We start from the raw sequence: 15516 nt of genomic DNA, 5'->3' as shown, positions 1-15516 counted from the left end.
AGGTGAGCTTCCGCCTGTACGACACCGCCACCCGGCAGGTGCGCGACTTCGTCCCCCTGGTACCCGGACAGGTTTCGATCTACCACTGTGGGCTCACCGTGCAGGCCTCCCCGCACTTGGGCCACATCCGCAAGGAAGTCGTCTTCGACGTGCTGCGACGCTGGCTGACCGCCAGCGGCTACCAGGTGAGCGTGGTCGCCAACGTCACCGACATCGACGACAAGATCCTCAACCGGTCGGTCGAGCTGGGCATGCCCTGGTACGCCCTGGCCTACCGCTTCGAGCGTGAACTGCACGAGGCCTACGCCGCCCTGGGCTGCCTGCCACCCACCTACGAGCCGCGCGCCACCGGGCACGTGCCCGAGATGCTGGAACTGATCGGCGAGCTGATCGAGCGCGGGCACGCCTACCCCGCCGAGGACGGCTCGGGCGACGTCTACTTCGACGTGGTCTCGTGGCCTGACTACGGGCAGTTGTCGCACCAGCGGATCGACGACATGGAGCCCGCCGAGGACGCCGATCCGCGCGGCAAGCGTGACCCCCGCGACTTCGCGCTGTGGAAGGGCCACAAGCCCAGTGAGCCGGCCACCGCCAGTTGGCCCTCGCCATGGGGCCGCGGTCGTCCGGGCTGGCACCTGGAGTGCTCGGCGATGGCCGGCAAGTACTTGGGCGACGAGTTCGACATCCACGGCGGGGGCATCGACCTGCGCTTCCCCCACCACGAGAACGAGCTTGCCCAGTCGGCGGCAGCGGGACGAGGGTTCGCCCGTCACTGGATGCACAACGCGTTCGTCACCGCGGCCGGCGAGAAGATGAGCAAGTCGCTGTCGAACGGTGCCTTGGTCAGCGAGGTCACCAAGACCCACCCGCCGCGGGCGGTGCGGCTCTACCTGGCCGCCCCGCACTACCGCAGCACGATCGAGTGGTCATCCACGTCGTTGGACGAGGCCACCGCCCAGTTGGCCCGGATCGACTCCTTCCTCGACCGCGCCGAGTCTCTGGTCGGGATGTCGGAGACCGGTCAGGTGGTCAGCAGCGACCTGCCGGCTGCGTTCGTCGAGGCCATGGACGACGACCTGTCGACGCCCGCAGCATTCGCCGTGCTGTTCGGGGCGATCCGCGAGGGCAACCAGGCCCTCGACCGCGGTGACGACGAGCAGGTCGTCCGCATGCTGGGCCAGGTCAGGGCGATGCTGTCAGTACTCGGTCTCGACCCGCATGCCGACGAATGGCGTGCCTCGACCGGTTCGTCCACCGACCTGACCGAGGTGGTCGACGGGCTGGTCGCCGAACTGCTCAAGCAGCGAAACGACGCCCGTGCCCGCAAGGACTGGGCGACCGCGGACGCGATCCGTGACTCGCTGGGCCGGCTCGGGCTGGCTGTCGAGGACACCCCACAGGGCCCGCGCTGGACGCTGGCCACCACCACACCGACCCGGAACGGGGACAGCTGATGGCAGGCAACTCCCAGCGTCGCGGCGCCACCACCAAGGGCAAGGGCCGCACCGCCGGCTCCGGCGGGCGGATCCGCCGCTCACTCGAGGGCAAGGGCCCCACCCCCAAGGCCGAGGACCGCGTCTACCACAAGGCCCACCAGGCCAAGAAGGCCGCCGAGCGGCAGCAGGCGCGTCGTCCCAGGACGACCCGTCCGGGCAGCACCAACGAGTGGATCATCGGCCGCAACCCGGTGCTCGAGGCCTTGGAGGCCGGTCTGCCGGTGCGGCACGCCTACCTGGCCGAGGGCGCCGAGCGCGACAACCGGCTGCGCGACATCCTCACCCGGTGTGCCGAGTTGTCGATCCCGTTGATGCAGGTGACCCGGGTTGAACTCGACCGGCTCACCGGCGGCCTGGTGCACCAAGGGGTCGCGCTGCAGATCCCCCCGTTCGAGTACGACGACCCGCAGGACCTGCTCGGTGCTGCGGCCACGTCGCAGACGGCAGGGCTGATCGTGGCCCTCGACCAGATCACCGACCCGCGCAACCTGGGCGCAATCATTCGCTCGGCCGCGGCCTTCGGGGCTGATGGAGTGGTGATTCCGTCACGGCGGAGTGCGTCGATGACCGCAGCGGCGTGGAAGACCTCGGCGGGCGCGGCTGCCCGGCTTCCGGTGGCCCAGGTCGGCAACCTCAACCGCTTCCTCGAGCAGGCGTCGAAGGCCGGGTTCACGATCGCCGGCCTGGCCGGTGAGGGAGAGACCGACATCGCGGGCATCCCAGGGGTCGACGGCCCGCTGGTGCTGGTGGTCGGCTCAGAGGGCGAAGGCCTGGCCAGGTTGGTGCGCGAGCACTGTGACCACCTGGCCCGCATCCCGATCGCCAGCGAGGTCGAGAGCCTCAACGCATCGGTGGCAGCAGCGATCGCCCTCTATGAGGTCAACCGCTGCCGCGGCACCGCCTGACCCACCGGCGTTCCGTGGCAGCGGGTCATCCCCCGCCACGACTCAGCGGGTGATGGTGATGGCGAAGGTCGGCACCTTCGGGGCCTGCGTGAAAGCGGCCGATGCGGTGCCATTGGTGTAGCGCACCACCAAATCTGAAACGACCAAGTTGGCCACGATCGTGGCCGACCTCATGTAGGACGGGACCGACCACGTGACCGTGACTGGCTTGTCGTAGGAGAGCACGTAGTCCTGACCCTTGACCTTGCCGACCGACGTCTTGCCCGTCCGCTTCACACCGCTGTCGGGGGTGAGCACGTACGACTTCGACAGGTCGATGGTGCAGGTGGGGTTGAGAGGTCGCTGGGGCTTCTCGCTGTACTGGTACTGCGGCGTGAGCTGGATCTGCAACCAGAGTTGACGCTCAGGTGCCCAGCCGGCACTGGGCGTCCACGGCACCAGGGTCGTGGAGAACTGGCCGTCAAGCGCGAAGCGTAGCGTGTCGCTCTCGGCGATGAAGCGTCGGTCGTTGGTGCGGAAGGTGCGTGACCACGTACCCGACGTGGGCTTGGCGCTGACCTCTGCCCTGGTCAGGAAACCGTTGAAGGCGTTGGTGCCGGCGTCAGTGGCTCGCTTTCCCTTGCGCAGGTCGTAGAGCGCTGTCTTCCCCGCGTCGACGATGCGCAACTGGACCGGTTCGTTCCTCTTGGCCAGGATCACGACGCCGCGGTCAGGTTGGGTCCACTCCCCGACCGTCTTCGAGTAATCACCGAATGGCTTGTCGAGCCGGGTGCGCTTGGGACCGACGACGATCTCGAGCGTGGAACGGATGTCGCTGCCCCACGGCGGTTGCCCCGCGCGGAGTTGAACGCAGACGAACTCGCTGTCCGCTGGCGCGCGCATGGCAACCTGGTTGCCCTCGAGGTTGGCCACGTCGGTCAGGGTCAACCGGTCGACGCTGGCGAAGCCTGGGATGGTGAAGTCATGGTGAGCGGTGCGGATCGGTTCGCCGGCGTTGCGTCCAGCGGGACGAAGCTGCGGCTGCGTCGGCTGCGTCCAGGCGATGAAGCCGGTGGGTGCGGTCGGCTCCTGTGGGGTCTCGGGCGAGGACGGGGCCTCGCTGCTGGGCGGGGCGGTGTTCGGTCCGGGGGGGGCGCTCGACTGCGGGGGCTGCGTGGTGGGAACGGTGGGGTCGTCGCCTAGTTTGGCCTTGCCCACCAAACCGGCGGCCACCAGCCCAGCTCCGAGCAGGGCACGTCGGGTCGTCTGGTTCATGGCTCCATCGTAGGCAGTCCGGGTGCAGGCTATACATTGTGCCCGTGACGAACCCCGAAGCCACCAACGCCGAACTCGCCTCCGCCTACCGCACGATCCTGTCAGTGGTCGAGCGCACCGAGCCCAGGATCGCCGAGGCCACCAGGGCCGAACTGGCCGACCAGCGCTCGTCGCTGAAGCTGATCGCCTCGGAGAACTACGCCTCGCTGCCGGTGCTCGCCACCATGGGCACCTGGTTCAGCGACAAGTACGCCGAGGGCACCGTCGGGCACCGGTTCTACGCCGGCTGCCAGAACGTCGACACCGTCGAAGCGGTCGCCGCCGAGCACGCCCGTGAACTGTTCGGCGCCGAGTACGCCTACGTGCAGCCGCACTCGGGCATCGACGCCAATCTGGTCGCCTACTGGGCGATCCTCGCCCAGCGGATCGAGTCACCGGCGCTGCAGCAACTGCAGGCCAAGACCGTCAACGACCTCACCGAAGACGACTGGGAGCAACTGCGCCGCACCTTCGGCGAGCAGAAGGTGATGGGCATGTCGCTGGACGCCGGCGGCCACCTCACCCACGGCTTCCGCCACAACATCTCGGGCAAGATGTTCCACCAGCGCTCCTACGGCACCGATCCCGAGACCCAACTGCTCGACTACGACGTCCTGCGTGAGGCGGCGCGCGAGTTCAAGCCGCTGATCCTGATCGCCGGCTACTCGGCCTACCCGCGCCGGATCAACTTCGCCACCATGCGTGAGATCGCCGACGAGGTCGGTGCCACCCTGCTGGTCGACATGGCGCACTTCGCGGGTCTGGTCGCCGGCAAGGTCTTCACCGGGGACGAGGACCCGGTGCCGCACGCCCATGTGGTGACCACGACCACCCACAAGTCGCTGCGCGGGCCGCGCGGCGGCATGGTGCTGGCGACCTCTCAGTACGCGCCGTCGGTCGACCGGGGCTGCCCGATGGTGCTCGGCGGACCGCTGTCGCACATGATGGCGGCCAAGGCGGTGGCCCTGGCCGAGGCCCGTACCGCTGAGTTCCAGGACTACGCGCAGCGCGTGGCCGACAACGCGAAGGCGCTGGCCGAGGGCTTCCTGCGCCGTGGCGCCACCCTGGTCACCGGTGGTACCGACAACCACCTGGTACTGGTCGACGTCAGTGGCTACGGGCTGACCGGGCGTCAGGCCGAGTCGGCACTGCTGGACGCCGGTGTGGTCACCAACCGCAACTCGGTGCCCCGCGACCCCAACGGCGCCTGGTACACCTCCGGCGTGCGTCTGGGCACCCCGGCGCTGACCAGCCGCGGCTTCGGTCCGGACGACTTCGACGCTGTCGCCGGCCTGATCGTCGACGTGCTCTCGAACACGACGCCCACGGTGACGGCCACCGGTGCCCCGGGCAAGGCGAAGTACACCCTGGGTGATGGGGTCGCTGATCGGGTCAAGGCTGCCTCGGCCGAGATGCTGGACGCGCACCCGCTGTACCCCGGGCTCGAGCTCTGAGGTTCCCCGGGCAACAGTTTCGGGGATCGCCGCGACCACCCGGCGTTCCCCGAAACTGAACCAGTCTGCGGTGTGAGGAACCGAACGATCAGCGACCGAACAGGTGACCCTCGACCGAGGTGATGAAGGCGTCCATCGAGACCGGCAGGTGGTGCAGGTGCCAGGTCGACGGGGCGTGGTACCAGGGCAGGTCGGTGCCGTCGGCGTGCTCGTCGTCGTCCTCAGCGACGATCGCGTCCAGCCAGCGCTTCGACCCACCGAGCACCACCGCGTACGGCAGGATCTCGGACAGCTCGCTGTACTCGCGCCCCTTGGGCATCTGGTCGGTGCGGTGGTGCTGCAGTTCGGTGGCCAGCACGTGCAGGCCAGCCAGCAGCTCCGAGCCCTTGGACGAGCGGCGCGGCATCTCCTGCGCCACGAACACCAGTCCGAGCGCCAGCGCGATCAGCGCCAGACCCCACAGGCCCAGGGTGGTGAAGGCGACCAGCAGGCCGGTGACGACCACCGCCAGGGTCAGCGCCACCCAGCCGAACAGCGTCCAGTTGTTACGAGCGTCGTCCGGACGCTTGTCGAACCAGCCCAGTGACACCACGTCGTCGTAGAGCTTGGACTGCACCTCGGGAATGACACCGGAGATCGCGTTCGAGATGTTCGAGACGCGCACCGGCTCGCCGTCGGCAGGGGCCACGGCGTCACGCAGCAGCACCTCGTGGGGGCGAAGCTCACCCTTGCCGCCCTCGAGACGCTCGAAGTCCCAGTCGAGCGGGTGGTGCTCGCTCTCGCGGGGCAGTTCGTGGATGCGCAGGTGGCCACGCACAGCCAGGTCGAGCAGGGTTCCGGTGACGTCGACGGGGTCGACCCGCTCGTCAGCGACGGTGCCGATGTGGCCGGGGCGCACCTGCTCGAGCAGCAGGAACTCCTCCTCGCCCTCACCGACCGGAGAGAACTCCGCGATCCGGGTGGGGTGGTTGATGGCAGCGACATCACGGCCCGCGCGGCGGTGCATCAGCCACAGCACCGCACCGCCCAGCAGCAGCGACCCGAGCGTCAGCAGCAGCGACAGCGGGCTCAGGCTGAACGCCCGGTCGAGGCTCCAGTTGTGGGTGACCGACTCGGTCGAGGAGACCGACGCGGCATCGGTCTGCACGGTCAGGATGACCACCTCACCGGGGCCACGGGGACCATCACTGAAGGTGGGCTGCGGGGCATCGTGGGTGCCGGCCTGGGCCATCGAGCACACCACCGGGGCGACCGGAGGGCCGGCGAGGCACTCGATCTGGGAGACCATCGAGGGCACCTCGAGGGTGCCGCTCACCTCGGTCGCACCGACCGACAGCCCCTGCAGGAAGCGCCAGGCGATCGTGGTACGGGCCTGCTGCCCCGAGGCGACGGTCGTCTCGTGGGTGGCACCCTTGACCTTGTAGCTGATCGTGATCGGCTTGCCCTCTGCCTTGGCGGTGTCGACGGTGACCACCTGGTAGTCGCCGTCGCTCTCGACCGTGGCGCCCAGGTCGGCGCCCTCGGCGTTGGCCTTGATGTCGCTGATCTCGTAGTGGTAGGTGGCGTTGTCTGGAGCGGGTGCTGTGGTGGCCAGACGCTGGGTGACCGTCGCCGGTGTCCCTCCCTCGCCGAAGGTGATCGTCTCGTTGACGGTCAGGACGCCGTCGTTGGCGATGCTGGCCTCGTAGACCACCGTCTCGGCGGTGTCATCAGCCCTGGCCACCGGGGCCCCGACCACGAGTCCGACGCCGACGAGCATGGCCGTCAACAGGGCCAACAGGGTGCGGCGGACCCCGCTGCGAGAGTTTCGGAACACGCCTGACTTCCCCTTCTCAGCACTGGCACCGTGTGTGCCAGCCCTCACTATTCCACAGGCCAGTACCAGCGCCCGCCCTCGTGCGGACGACCCCAGTGCCCGGTACTGTTCAACCGGTGACGCAGCAGCAGTGGGGACAGCCCCAGAACTCGTGGCAGCCCCCTCGCGGGGCCCAGTCGCAGTGGGGCCAGCCAAGTGGGCAGCAGACCCAGTGGGGCGGCCAGCAGCAGGCGCCCTGGGGTGGCCAGCAGACCCAGTGGGGTCAGCAGGGCCAGTGGGGTCAGCAGGGCCAGTGGGGTCAGCAGCAGGCACCGTGGCCTGCGCAACGTCCGCAGCAGCCCTCATGGGGTGCCCCCAGCCAGCAGCAGCCCAGCGCCGCCGGTCCGTGGGGGGCGCCGCAGCCGCCTCGCCCCAAGCAGTCCGGGGGCATGTCGAAGGTCGCGCTGGGAGCGATTGCGGTCGTGGCCGCGCTCGTCCTCATCCTGGCCTTCAACGGGCTTCGAGGCGGCGGTGGTGGTGGTGGCGACATCGCCTACCAGAACGAGGACTACAAGGTTCCCCCGGTCGACACCAGCCCGCCCGACATCGTGGTGCCCACCAAGGAGTCGGAGCTCACCGAGCTGACCCAGAACAATCCGCTCTACCAGCAGTCGGTGCCCAAGCCGGTGCGCTGCGAGATGGGCAACCTCGACCTGACCCAGGCCTCGCAGTCGCAGGTGCAGGAGCACCTCAACGAGCTCACCACCTGCCTGATGCGGGTCTGGGGCAAGCCGATCGAGGACGCCGGCTGGGTTCCGGTGCACTTCAAGTCGAACGTGTACTCCGGTCCGTCGGTGCAGACCCCGTGCGGCAAGATCCCCGATCGCAATGCCGCGTTCTGCTACGCCAACCAGCAGATGTACTACTCGATGACGCTGCCGAGGATCCTGCCGGCCTCGCTGGCCAACCAGCCCTACGTGGTCGAGACCGTGCTCGCCCACGAGTTCGGCCATGGCATCCAGGGCCGGACCGGTCTGGCCGCCTCCACCATCATCGCCTCGGAGATGGAGGGCTCGAGTTCGGCCAAGCACCTGTGGAAGCGACGCCTGGAACTGCAGGCCGACTGCTTCGCCGGCCAGTTCGTCGGATCGATCGCCCAGAGCAAGCAGATGACCCAGACCGATGTCGACAACGTCAAGAGCCTGCTGCGGGCCATCGGCGACGACACCCTCACCGGTAAGCCCGACTACGACGGCGACCACGGCCATGCGGCCTCGCGGGTCTACTGGATGGAGATGGGCCTGGCCTCGACCTCGATCGGTGCCTGCAACTCCTTCGTGTCGCCCCCCGAGCGGGTGCGCTGACCGTGGGCCAGCAGGCAGGGTGGGGACGACCGCCGGCACCCGCCCCCCGCGCCGGCAACCCCGCCCAGCAGGGATGGAACCAGCAGGGATGGAACCAGCCCGAGTGGAGTCAGCAGCAGTGGGGCACCCCACCCGGCGTCGGACCTGAGGCCTACGGGCCGGCTCCGCAGTGGAACACCCAGACCACGCCCGCGCCGCAGCGTCGTCCCAACCTGAGCCTGGTGCTCGCCAGCATCGCCGCCGTCCTGTCGCTCGTTCTGGTCGCCGTGGTGGCCACCAGCCTGCACAACCCCGGCGGCAGCGACGTGGCCTACCACAACGAGGACTACCAGGTTCCCGAACCCAGCACTGTTCCCCCGCCGCTGGTGATCCCCACCTCGATGGACGAGGTGGACACCTACCTGCGCAACAACCGGCTCTACGGCCAGCAGGTGGCCTCGCCGGTGCGCTGCGACGTGCAGCCGGTCGACGTGCTCACCGCCACCGAGGTCGAGATCAAGCGCCAGATGGATGCGCTGACCGCGTGCCTGACCAGGGTCTGGGTCGATCCGCTGACCGCCGCCGACTACACCGTGGTGAGACCGATCACCAACGTCTACCGCGAGAAGGTCAACACCCCCTGCGGCAACAACATCCCCGGCGGCAACGCCTTCTACTGTCCCGCCAACCAGCAGCTGTACTACTCGACGACACTGCCGCGGGTGCTGCCCGCCGAGTTGCGGGGCAAGCCGTTCCTGTTCGAGGTGGTGATGGCCCACGAGTACGCCCACCTGCTGCAGGGACGCACCGGGCTGATCGCCTCGACCCGCATCGCGCAGCAGGACGTCTCGTCCAAGGCCGAGGTGAACCAGCTCAACCGCCGTCTGGAGTTGCAGGCCGACTGCCTGATGGGCCAGTTCATCCGCTCGGTCTCGCAGTCGATGTCGATGTCGCAGAGCGACGTCGAGACGATCATGCAGATCTCGATGGCGATCGGTGACGACACGCTGAGCAAGAAGCCCGAGGTCGACGGCGGTCACGGGCTGGGACGAAGCCGCGCCTACTGGTCGCAGATGGGTCTGGCCAGCGCCTCGGTCGGTGCCTGCAACACCTTCACCGCCGATCCGCCCCTGGTGCGCTGACCACGCTCGACCGCACTGTCAGTCGCGGGTGAGCAGCGCGGTGGCGATCGCCGCGACTCCCTCACCTCGACCGGTGAAACCCAGCCCGTCGGTGGTGGTGGCCGACACGCTCACCGGGGCCCCGAGCGCCTGTGACAGCACTGCCTCGGCCTCGCTGCGGCGCCCGGCCAGTCGCGGTCGGTTGCCGATCACCTGCACGGCGGCATTGGCGACCTGCCACCCGGCGTCACGCACCCGGCGTGCGGTCTCGGTGACGAAGGCCACGCCCGAGGCGCCCGCCCACGCCGGGTCGCTGGTGCCGTAGTTCGAGCCGAGGTCACCCAACCCAGCCGCCGACAGCAGGGCGTCGCACAGGGCGTGTGCCGCCACGTCACCGTCGGAGTGCCCCGACAACCCGGCCGGTTCGTCGGGGAAGGCGAGGCCGGCGACGTGCATCGGGGTGCCCGGGGCGAGGGCATGGACGTCGCTGCCGATGCCGGTGCGGATGATCATGGCTGCGGGCTCCCCGTGGCTCGTCGTTCGCGGTCGTCGAGCACAGCCCCGGCGACCACCAGGTCGATGCTCGTGGTGATCTTGAGGGCATCGGTGGAGCCCTCGACCAAGCTGACCGGGTGCCCCAGGCGCTCGCAGGCGGCTGCATCGTCGGTGACCACGACACCGGCGCAGGCGAGTGCCCGGTGGGCAGTGACCAGCACGTCGGGGTCGAAGCCCTGCGGGGTCTGCACCGCCCGTAGGCCCGACCGGTCGACGATGCGCGACCCGTTCTCGTCCACCGCTCGGATGGTGTCGGCCACGGCGACCACCGGGACGACGGCTGGGGCGCCCCCGCGGACGGCGGCGATCACCCGGGCCACGGCCTCAGGCGGCACCAGCGGACGAGCGGCGTCATGGACCAGCACCACACGGTGCGGTGGTGCCCATTCGCCGGCGACAGCCAGCCCGGCGGCAACCGAGTCCTGGCGTCGCGCTCCCCCGGTGGCCATCGTCCACGGCACCGGGCACCCCAGCAGGGCCACGCCGAAGGCGCGACGCTGGTCGTCCGGGACGACGACGACCAGGTGGGTCACCCCGCCGGCGACCAGGGCTTCGGCAGATCGGCGCAGCAGCGGCACACCCTTGAGCGGCACCATGGCCTTGGGCACCGAGGCCCCCAGGCGAACGCCAGAGCCGGCCGCCACCACGATGGCGACGACCGGCTCTGACATGTGTGTGATCCTAGTGGCCCCTTCAGGGCCCGGGCTCAGGAGGCGAGCACCTCGTCCAACAGCACCTCGGCGCGGTCCTCCTCGACCTTCTCGGCCAGAGCGAGTTCAGAGACGAGGATCTGGCGCGCCTTGGCCAGCATCCGCTTCTCGCCCGCCGACAGGCCACGCTCACGCTCACGGCGCCACAGGTCGCGGACGACCTCGGCCACCTTGAGCACATTGCCGCTGTGCAGCTTCTCGAGGTTGGCCTTGTACCGACGCGACCAGTTGGTCGGCTCTTCGGTGTGCGGTGCACGCAGCACCGAGAACACCTTCTCGAGGCCGTCGGCGTCGACCACGTCGCGCACGCCTACGAGGTCCAAGTTGCAGGCGGGAACCCTCACGACGAGGTCGCTCTGCCCGATGATCCGCAGTACGAGGTACAACCTGTCCTCGCCCTTGATCTGCCTGGTTTCGATGTCTTCGATGACAGCCGCCCCATGATTGGGATAGACCACCGTTTCGCCGACCGCAAAAGTCATGAGTTGCAACCCCTTTCGACCACTCATCATAGCATGGTGCGGGCCTCCGACAAAACCATATTCCCTAGCCAGAGCCCTGTTCCGGGGTGTGATCTACTCTTGACTTCCACAACCATCTGTGCCTGAACGCCTCCAACGTGGGCTGACTTGGACAAACACGATCAGTGACTTCTCCACTATGGTGTGCGCAACGACCCACAGGAAGGGGCTGCGAATGAGCATTCGCCCGTCACGATCCACCCGTTCGGTCAGGCTGGCCGTCGCTGCCGCGCTGTCGGTCGCCGTGTTCGCCGGATGCGGTGCTGCGCCGTCGGGCGACCCCAACACCCCCGCCGCCGGCGTCAACGTCGACCAGGGCCCGGTGCAGCTGCGTGGGTTGGTCATCGTCGCCAACGCCGAGGGTCGTGGCACGCTCAACGGTGTCGTGCTCAGCCGCGAGGACGACACCCTCACCAAGATCTCGGGCGCCGCCCACGACGCCACCATGACGCCGGCCGGCGCGCTCTCGGTCAGCGAGTCGACCATCCAGGTCGGGGCCAACCAGCCGGCGGCGATCAACCGCAGCCGCATCACGGTCTCGTCGCCCGACCTGAAGCCGGGCTTCACCGCACGGTTGGTCTTCACCTTCGAGAAGGCCGGCGACGTGCAGGTCACCGTGCCCGTCCTCGACTCCGAGCACCCCGACTTCCAGACCACCGGGAACTGAGCAGGCTCAGCCCTCGAACTTGTACCCCAGCCCTCGCACGGTGACCACGAGCACCGGGTGGGCCGGGTCCTTCTCGATCTTCGAGCGCAGCCGCTTGACGTGCACGTCGAGGGTCTTGGTGTCTCCGACGTAGTCCGAGCCCCACACCCGGTCGATCAACTGCCCGCGGGTCATCACCCGGCCGGCGTTGCGGATGAGCACCTCGAGCAGTTCGAACTCCTTGAGCGCCAAACGCACCGGATCGCCGTTGACCGACACCTCATGTCGCTCGACGTCGACCCTGACCCCACCGGCCTCGACCACGTCGAGGTTGAGGTCGAGTTCCTGACCGCGCCGCAGCACGGCCCGGATCCGGGCCACCAACTCGCGGTGGCTGAACGGCTTTGTCACGTAGTCGTCGGCCCCCAACTCCAGACCGACCACCTTGTCGACCTCGGAGTCGCGGGCGGTCACCATGATCACCGCGACGTTGCCGCGGCGGCGCAGCTGGCGGCACACCTCGGTGCCGGGCATCCCGGGCATCATCAGGTCGAGCAGCACCAGGTCGGCGCCGCTGCGCTCGAACTCGGCCAGACCGGCAGCACCATCGGCCGCCTCGCTCACCTCGAAGCCCTCGCGCCGCAGCATGAAGGCGGTGGCCTCGCGGTAGGAGTCCTCGTCCTCGATGATCAGGATTCGGGTCATGCCATGGCCTTTCTCGTGGGGGTGGTGTTCGGCTCGGGAAGCGCCTCGGGAACCGGGGCGGGCAGGGTGATGGTGAAGGTCGACCCCTGGCCCGGTCGGCTCCAGACGTTGATCGTGCCACCGTGCACCGACACCACGTGCTTGACGATCGCCAGACCCAGGCCAGTGCCCCCGGAGGCGCGGCTTCGTCCGTAGTCGACCCGGTAGAAGCGTTCGAAGATCCGCTCCTGGTCCTCGGGACGGATGCCGATGCCGTTGTCGGCGACCGCGATCTCGACGAACGGCTCGTCCCCCTGCTGGACGAGCCGGTGGCTGACCGCGACCCGCCCGCCCTCGTCGGAGTAGGCGATGGCGTTCTGGACGAGGTTGGTGACCGCATCGCTGAGCTGGCTCAGTTCCCCCATCACCACCACGTCGTCGTCCCCGGCGGTGACCACGTTGATCCGGCGCTTGCGGGCCTGCTCCTGGCAACGATCGATCGCCTCGGCGACCAACTCCGGCAACTGGATCAGTTCCGGGTCGAGCATCGGGTCATCGGCCTGGAGTCGTGACAGGTTGATGATCTGGGTGACCAACTGGCCCAGCCGGCCGGTCTCGATGTTGATGCGTTCGGCGAAGTGCTGCACCGTCTCGGGATCGTCGGTGGCATCGAGCACCGCCTCGGCCATCAGGCTGATGGCGCCGATCGGGGTCTTGAGTTCATGGCTCACATTGGTGACGAAGTCGCGCCGGGTCTCGTCGGCGCGCAGCATCACCGAACGGTCCTCGGCCAGGGCAACCATGGTGCCCTCGCCCAGCGGCGCCACCCGCAGGGTCAGCCGCAGGGGTGTGGTGCCGACCCCCCGGCGGATGTCGAGGTCGCGGATGACGGCCCGGTCGTCACGGCGGGCGCTGCGGACGAGGTCGAGCACCTCGGCGTGGGCGATCCGGTCACCCCGACTCAGCCCCCAGCTGCGAGCCTGCGGGTTCGAGCGCAACACGTGGTCGTGCGGACCGACAATCATGCCGCCGGAGCGCAGCACGCCCAACAACGCGGCCGCGTGTTCGTGCACCTGCGGCTCCTGCTCGGCCTGGCTGACCGCCGCACGATGGCGACGGCTGGCGACGACGGCGATGGTGACCACGACACCCACGACGATGCCGAGCACGGCAGCCAGCCAAGGATCCACAAGGTTGATCATAGGAGTCGGGCATGAGTCGGCTGGGCGACGGTTGGGCCAACGGCCGCCTTCGCGCCGCCTGTTCAGTCACTGTTCACCACCCGTTCAGGCGCCAGAAGCCGTCCCCCACCACGTCGCGGCTAGAGTCCTGCGGGAACGACAGCGGCTAGGCTTGGCGTTGGCCCAGTTCACGACTGTGACGAATCGAGGAAGTGGATGCTGCGCAACACGTACCGTGAAGAGCTCGAGACGCTGACCCATGATCTGGTCGCAATGACCCGCGCCGTGCAGACGGCCTGCGTCGACGCCACCCGGTCGCTGGTCAACGCCGACCTCGCGGTGGCCGAGCGAGTGATCGGCGACGACATCAAGATCGACGAGATGGGCGTCTCGCTCGAGCAGCGGGCCTTCACCCTGTTGGCCCGCCAGTCGCCGGTGGCCGGTGAGCTGCGCCAGGTGGTCGCCGTACTGCGGATGACCATGGAACTGGGCCGGATGGGTGACCTGTCGGCCCACGTCGCCAAGATCGCCCGGATGCGCTACCCCGAGAAGGCCGTGCCGGCCGCCCTCGAGTCGAACTTCGCCGAAATGGCCCGCGTCGCCGACCAGATGATCGGCATGGCCGCCCAGACCCTCGAGAACGCCGACGCCAAGGCAGCCCTGGAGCTGGCCACCGACGACGAGCGCATGGACGAACTGCGCCGTGACCAGTTCCGCGCCCTGCTGAGCAAGGACTGGAGCCACGGGGTCGAGGCCGCCGTCGACTGCGCCCTGCTCGGCCGCTACTACGAGCGGATCGCCGACCACGCGGTCGCCATCGGTCGCCGGACGATCTACATCGTCACCGGTGAGGCCCCCGAGGGTGAGGACTGGCCCACCACGTACTGAGTTGTTGCGGGGGATGACCCCCTGCACCCCCACGCGGGGGGAGGCCCCCTGCACCCCCCCGCGGGACCTCGACACGCGGCTCTTCCCTCGCCGCTACTCGATCAACAAAGCGAACGCCCGGCCCCTCGACTGAGGAGCCGGGCGATCGGCGTCTGGGCTGGTGAACCTACTTCTTGCCCTGGTTCTTGACGGCCTCGATCGAGGCGGCAGCGGCCTCGGGATCGAGGTAGCGGCCACCGGGGGTGACCGGCTCGAAGTTCTCGTCCAGCTCGTAGTACAGCGGGATGCCGGTGGGGATGTTCAGCCCGGCGATGTCGTCGTCGGAGATCCCGTCGAGGTGCTTGACCAGCGCGCGCAGCGAGTTGCCGTGGGCGGTGACCAGGACGATCTTGTCCTCGGCCAGGTCGGGCTTGATGTCGGACTCCCAGTAGGGCAGCATCCGGGCCACGACGTCCTTGAGGCACTCGGTGAGCGGACGCTCGTCCTCGCTGAGCTCGGCGTAGCGGGGGTCGTCCCACTGCGAGAACTCGTTGTCCTTGTCGATGGGGGGCGGCGGCACGTCGTAGGAACGACGCCACGTCATGAACTGCTCCTCGCCGAACTGGTCGCGGATCTCGGTCTTGTTGAGCCCCTGCAGCTTGCCGTAGTGACGCTCGTTGAGCCGCCAGCTGCGCTTCACCGGAATCCAGTGCCGGTCGCAACCATCCAGCGCCAGGTAGGCGGTGTGAATGGCGCGACGCAGCAGCGAGGTGTGCAGCACGTCGGGCAGCAGACCCTCTGACTTCATGAGCTCGGCGCCGCGCTTGGCCTCACCGACACCCTTCTCGTTGATGTCGACGTCCACCCAGCCGGTGAAGAGGTTCTTGGCGTTCCACTCGCTCTCGCCGTGGCGAAGCAGGATCAGCTTGTAGGTCATGGTGGGAG

General features: G+C 68.7%; 15 protein-coding genes. 7 read left to right on the top strand and 8 right to left on the bottom strand.

Annotated elements, in window-relative coordinates; all coding sequences use genetic code 11:
* Positions 1-2 precede the first annotated feature (2 nt).
* On the top strand, positions 3-1454 hold the full coding sequence (gene cysS / locus IE660_RS09990) for a cysteine--tRNA ligase (RefSeq protein ID WP_203568207.1): 1452 nt from the start codon (positions 3-5) through the stop codon (positions 1452-1454).
* A complete protein-coding gene (gene rlmB / locus IE660_RS09985) occupies positions 1454-2401 on the top strand; it encodes a 23S rRNA (guanosine(2251)-2'-O)-methyltransferase RlmB (protein WP_203568206.1) in 948 nt (315 codons plus the stop codon). The genes cysS and rlmB overlap by 1 nt, the downstream gene beginning before the upstream one ends.
* A gap of 42 nt (positions 2402-2443) precedes the next feature.
* Here the strand turns inward: rlmB and IE660_RS09980 are convergent, their stop codons facing one another.
* Positions 2444-3655: a hypothetical protein gene (locus IE660_RS09980; RefSeq protein ID WP_203568252.1), complete on the bottom strand. Its 1212-nt coding sequence runs from the start codon at positions 3653-3655 to the stop codon at positions 2444-2446.
* Positions 3656-3699: 44 nt separating this feature from the next.
* Here IE660_RS09980 and IE660_RS09975 point away from each other — a divergent pair, with 44 nt between their 5' ends.
* Positions 3700-5148, top strand: a complete 1449-nt coding sequence (locus tag IE660_RS09975; protein ID WP_407929012.1) for a glycine hydroxymethyltransferase — start codon at positions 3700-3702, stop codon at positions 5146-5148.
* Between the two features lie 88 nt (positions 5149-5236).
* On the opposite strand, the gene IE660_RS09970 is transcribed toward IE660_RS09975, so the two are convergent.
* Entirely contained in the window at positions 5237-6964 is a 1728-nt protein-coding gene (locus IE660_RS09970; protein WP_203568205.1) for a DUF2207 family protein, read from the bottom strand.
* Positions 6965-7080: 116 nt separating this feature from the next.
* On the opposite strand from IE660_RS09970, the gene IE660_RS16415 reads away from it, so the two are divergent.
* Positions 7081-8307 (top strand): neutral zinc metallopeptidase, encoded by a 1227-nt coding sequence (locus IE660_RS16415; RefSeq protein WP_203568204.1) that lies wholly within the window; start codon positions 7081-7083, stop codon positions 8305-8307.
* Between the two features lie 2 nt (positions 8308-8309).
* Complete coding sequence (locus tag IE660_RS15875) at positions 8310-9428, top strand: neutral zinc metallopeptidase (RefSeq protein WP_203568203.1); 1119 nt, start codon at positions 8310-8312, stop codon at positions 9426-9428.
* An 18-nt stretch (positions 9429-9446) separates the two neighbouring features.
* On the opposite strand, the gene ispF is transcribed toward IE660_RS15875, so the two are convergent.
* Genes ispF through IE660_RS09945 form a run of 3 tightly spaced genes read right to left on the bottom strand, consistent with a single transcriptional unit; the run spans position 9447 to position 11154 of the window.
* Positions 9447-9920, bottom strand: a complete 474-nt coding sequence (gene ispF / locus IE660_RS09955) for a 2-C-methyl-D-erythritol 2,4-cyclodiphosphate synthase (RefSeq protein WP_203568202.1) — start codon at positions 9918-9920, stop codon at positions 9447-9449.
* A complete protein-coding gene (gene ispD, locus IE660_RS09950; RefSeq protein WP_203568201.1) occupies positions 9917-10633 on the bottom strand; it encodes a 2-C-methyl-D-erythritol 4-phosphate cytidylyltransferase in 717 nt (238 codons plus the stop codon). The genes ispF and ispD overlap by 4 nt, the downstream gene beginning before the upstream one ends.
* A gap of 35 nt (positions 10634-10668) precedes the next feature.
* Positions 10669-11154 (bottom strand): CarD family transcriptional regulator, encoded by a 486-nt coding sequence (locus IE660_RS09945; protein ID WP_203568248.1) that lies wholly within the window; start codon positions 11152-11154, stop codon positions 10669-10671.
* Between the two features lie 214 nt (positions 11155-11368).
* On the opposite strand from IE660_RS09945, the gene IE660_RS09940 reads away from it, so the two are divergent.
* Complete coding sequence (locus IE660_RS09940; RefSeq protein ID WP_203568200.1) at positions 11369-11860, top strand: hypothetical protein; 492 nt, start codon at positions 11369-11371, stop codon at positions 11858-11860.
* Between the two features lie 6 nt (positions 11861-11866).
* Here the strand turns inward: IE660_RS09940 and IE660_RS09935 are convergent, their stop codons facing one another.
* Together IE660_RS09935 and IE660_RS09930 are read right to left on the bottom strand one after the other, a co-directional pair.
* Positions 11867-12544 carry a response regulator transcription factor gene (locus tag IE660_RS09935; RefSeq protein WP_203568199.1) on the bottom strand — a complete coding sequence of 226 codons (678 nt, stop codon included), beginning with the start codon at positions 12542-12544 and terminating at the stop codon, positions 11867-11869.
* Positions 12541-13722 carry a sensor histidine kinase gene (locus tag IE660_RS09930; protein ID WP_407929013.1) on the bottom strand — a complete coding sequence of 394 codons (1182 nt, stop codon included), beginning with the start codon at positions 13720-13722 and terminating at the stop codon, positions 12541-12543. The genes IE660_RS09935 and IE660_RS09930 overlap by 4 nt, the downstream gene beginning before the upstream one ends.
* A 201-nt stretch (positions 13723-13923) precedes the next feature.
* Here IE660_RS09930 and phoU point away from each other — a divergent pair, with 201 nt between their 5' ends.
* Positions 13924-14592, top strand: coding sequence for a phosphate signaling complex protein PhoU (gene phoU, locus IE660_RS09925; protein WP_203568247.1), 669 nt, complete (start codon positions 13924-13926; stop codon positions 14590-14592).
* A gap of 166 nt (positions 14593-14758) precedes the next feature.
* Here phoU and IE660_RS09920 read toward each other — a convergent pair whose 3' ends face one another.
* The gene (locus IE660_RS09920) at positions 14759-15508 is read right to left on the bottom strand and encodes a phosphoglyceromutase (protein WP_203568197.1); all 750 of its coding nucleotides are present in this window, start codon (positions 15506-15508) and stop codon (positions 14759-14761) included.
* Positions 15509-15516 lie beyond the last annotated feature (8 nt).

The organism is Aestuariimicrobium ganziense, from assembly GCF_015352975.1.
Taxonomy (GTDB): Bacteria; Actinomycetota; Actinomycetes; order Propionibacteriales; family Propionibacteriaceae; genus Aestuariimicrobium; species Aestuariimicrobium ganziense.
This window is presented reverse-complemented; position numbering and strand designations above follow the sequence as displayed.

Bases quoted from the DNA above. Each gene is read 5' to 3' on its own strand.
- rlmB (WP_203568206.1), top strand. From the start codon at position 1,454: ATGGCAGGCAACTCCCAGCGTCGCGGCGCCACCACCAAGGGCAAGGGC.
- IE660_RS09935 (WP_203568199.1), bottom strand. From the start codon at position 12,544: ATGACCCGAATCCTGATCATCGAGGACGAGGACTCCTACCGCGAGGCC.
- IE660_RS09945 (WP_203568248.1), bottom strand. From the start codon at position 11,154: ATGACTTTTGCGGTCGGCGAAACGGTGGTCTATCCCAATCATGGGGCG.
- IE660_RS09980 (WP_203568252.1), bottom strand. From the start codon at position 3,655: ATGAACCAGACGACCCGACGTGCCCTGCTCGGAGCTGGGCTGGTGGCC.
- IE660_RS09940 (WP_203568200.1), top strand. From the start codon at position 11,369: ATGAGCATTCGCCCGTCACGATCCACCCGTTCGGTCAGGCTGGCCGTC.
- ispF (WP_203568202.1), bottom strand. From the start codon at position 9,920: ATGATCATCCGCACCGGCATCGGCAGCGACGTCCATGCCCTCGCCCCG.
- IE660_RS09920 (WP_203568197.1), bottom strand. From the start codon at position 15,508: ATGACCTACAAGCTGATCCTGCTTCGCCACGGCGAGAGCGAGTGGAAC.
- ispD (WP_203568201.1), bottom strand. From the start codon at position 10,633: ATGTCAGAGCCGGTCGTCGCCATCGTGGTGGCGGCCGGCTCTGGCGTT.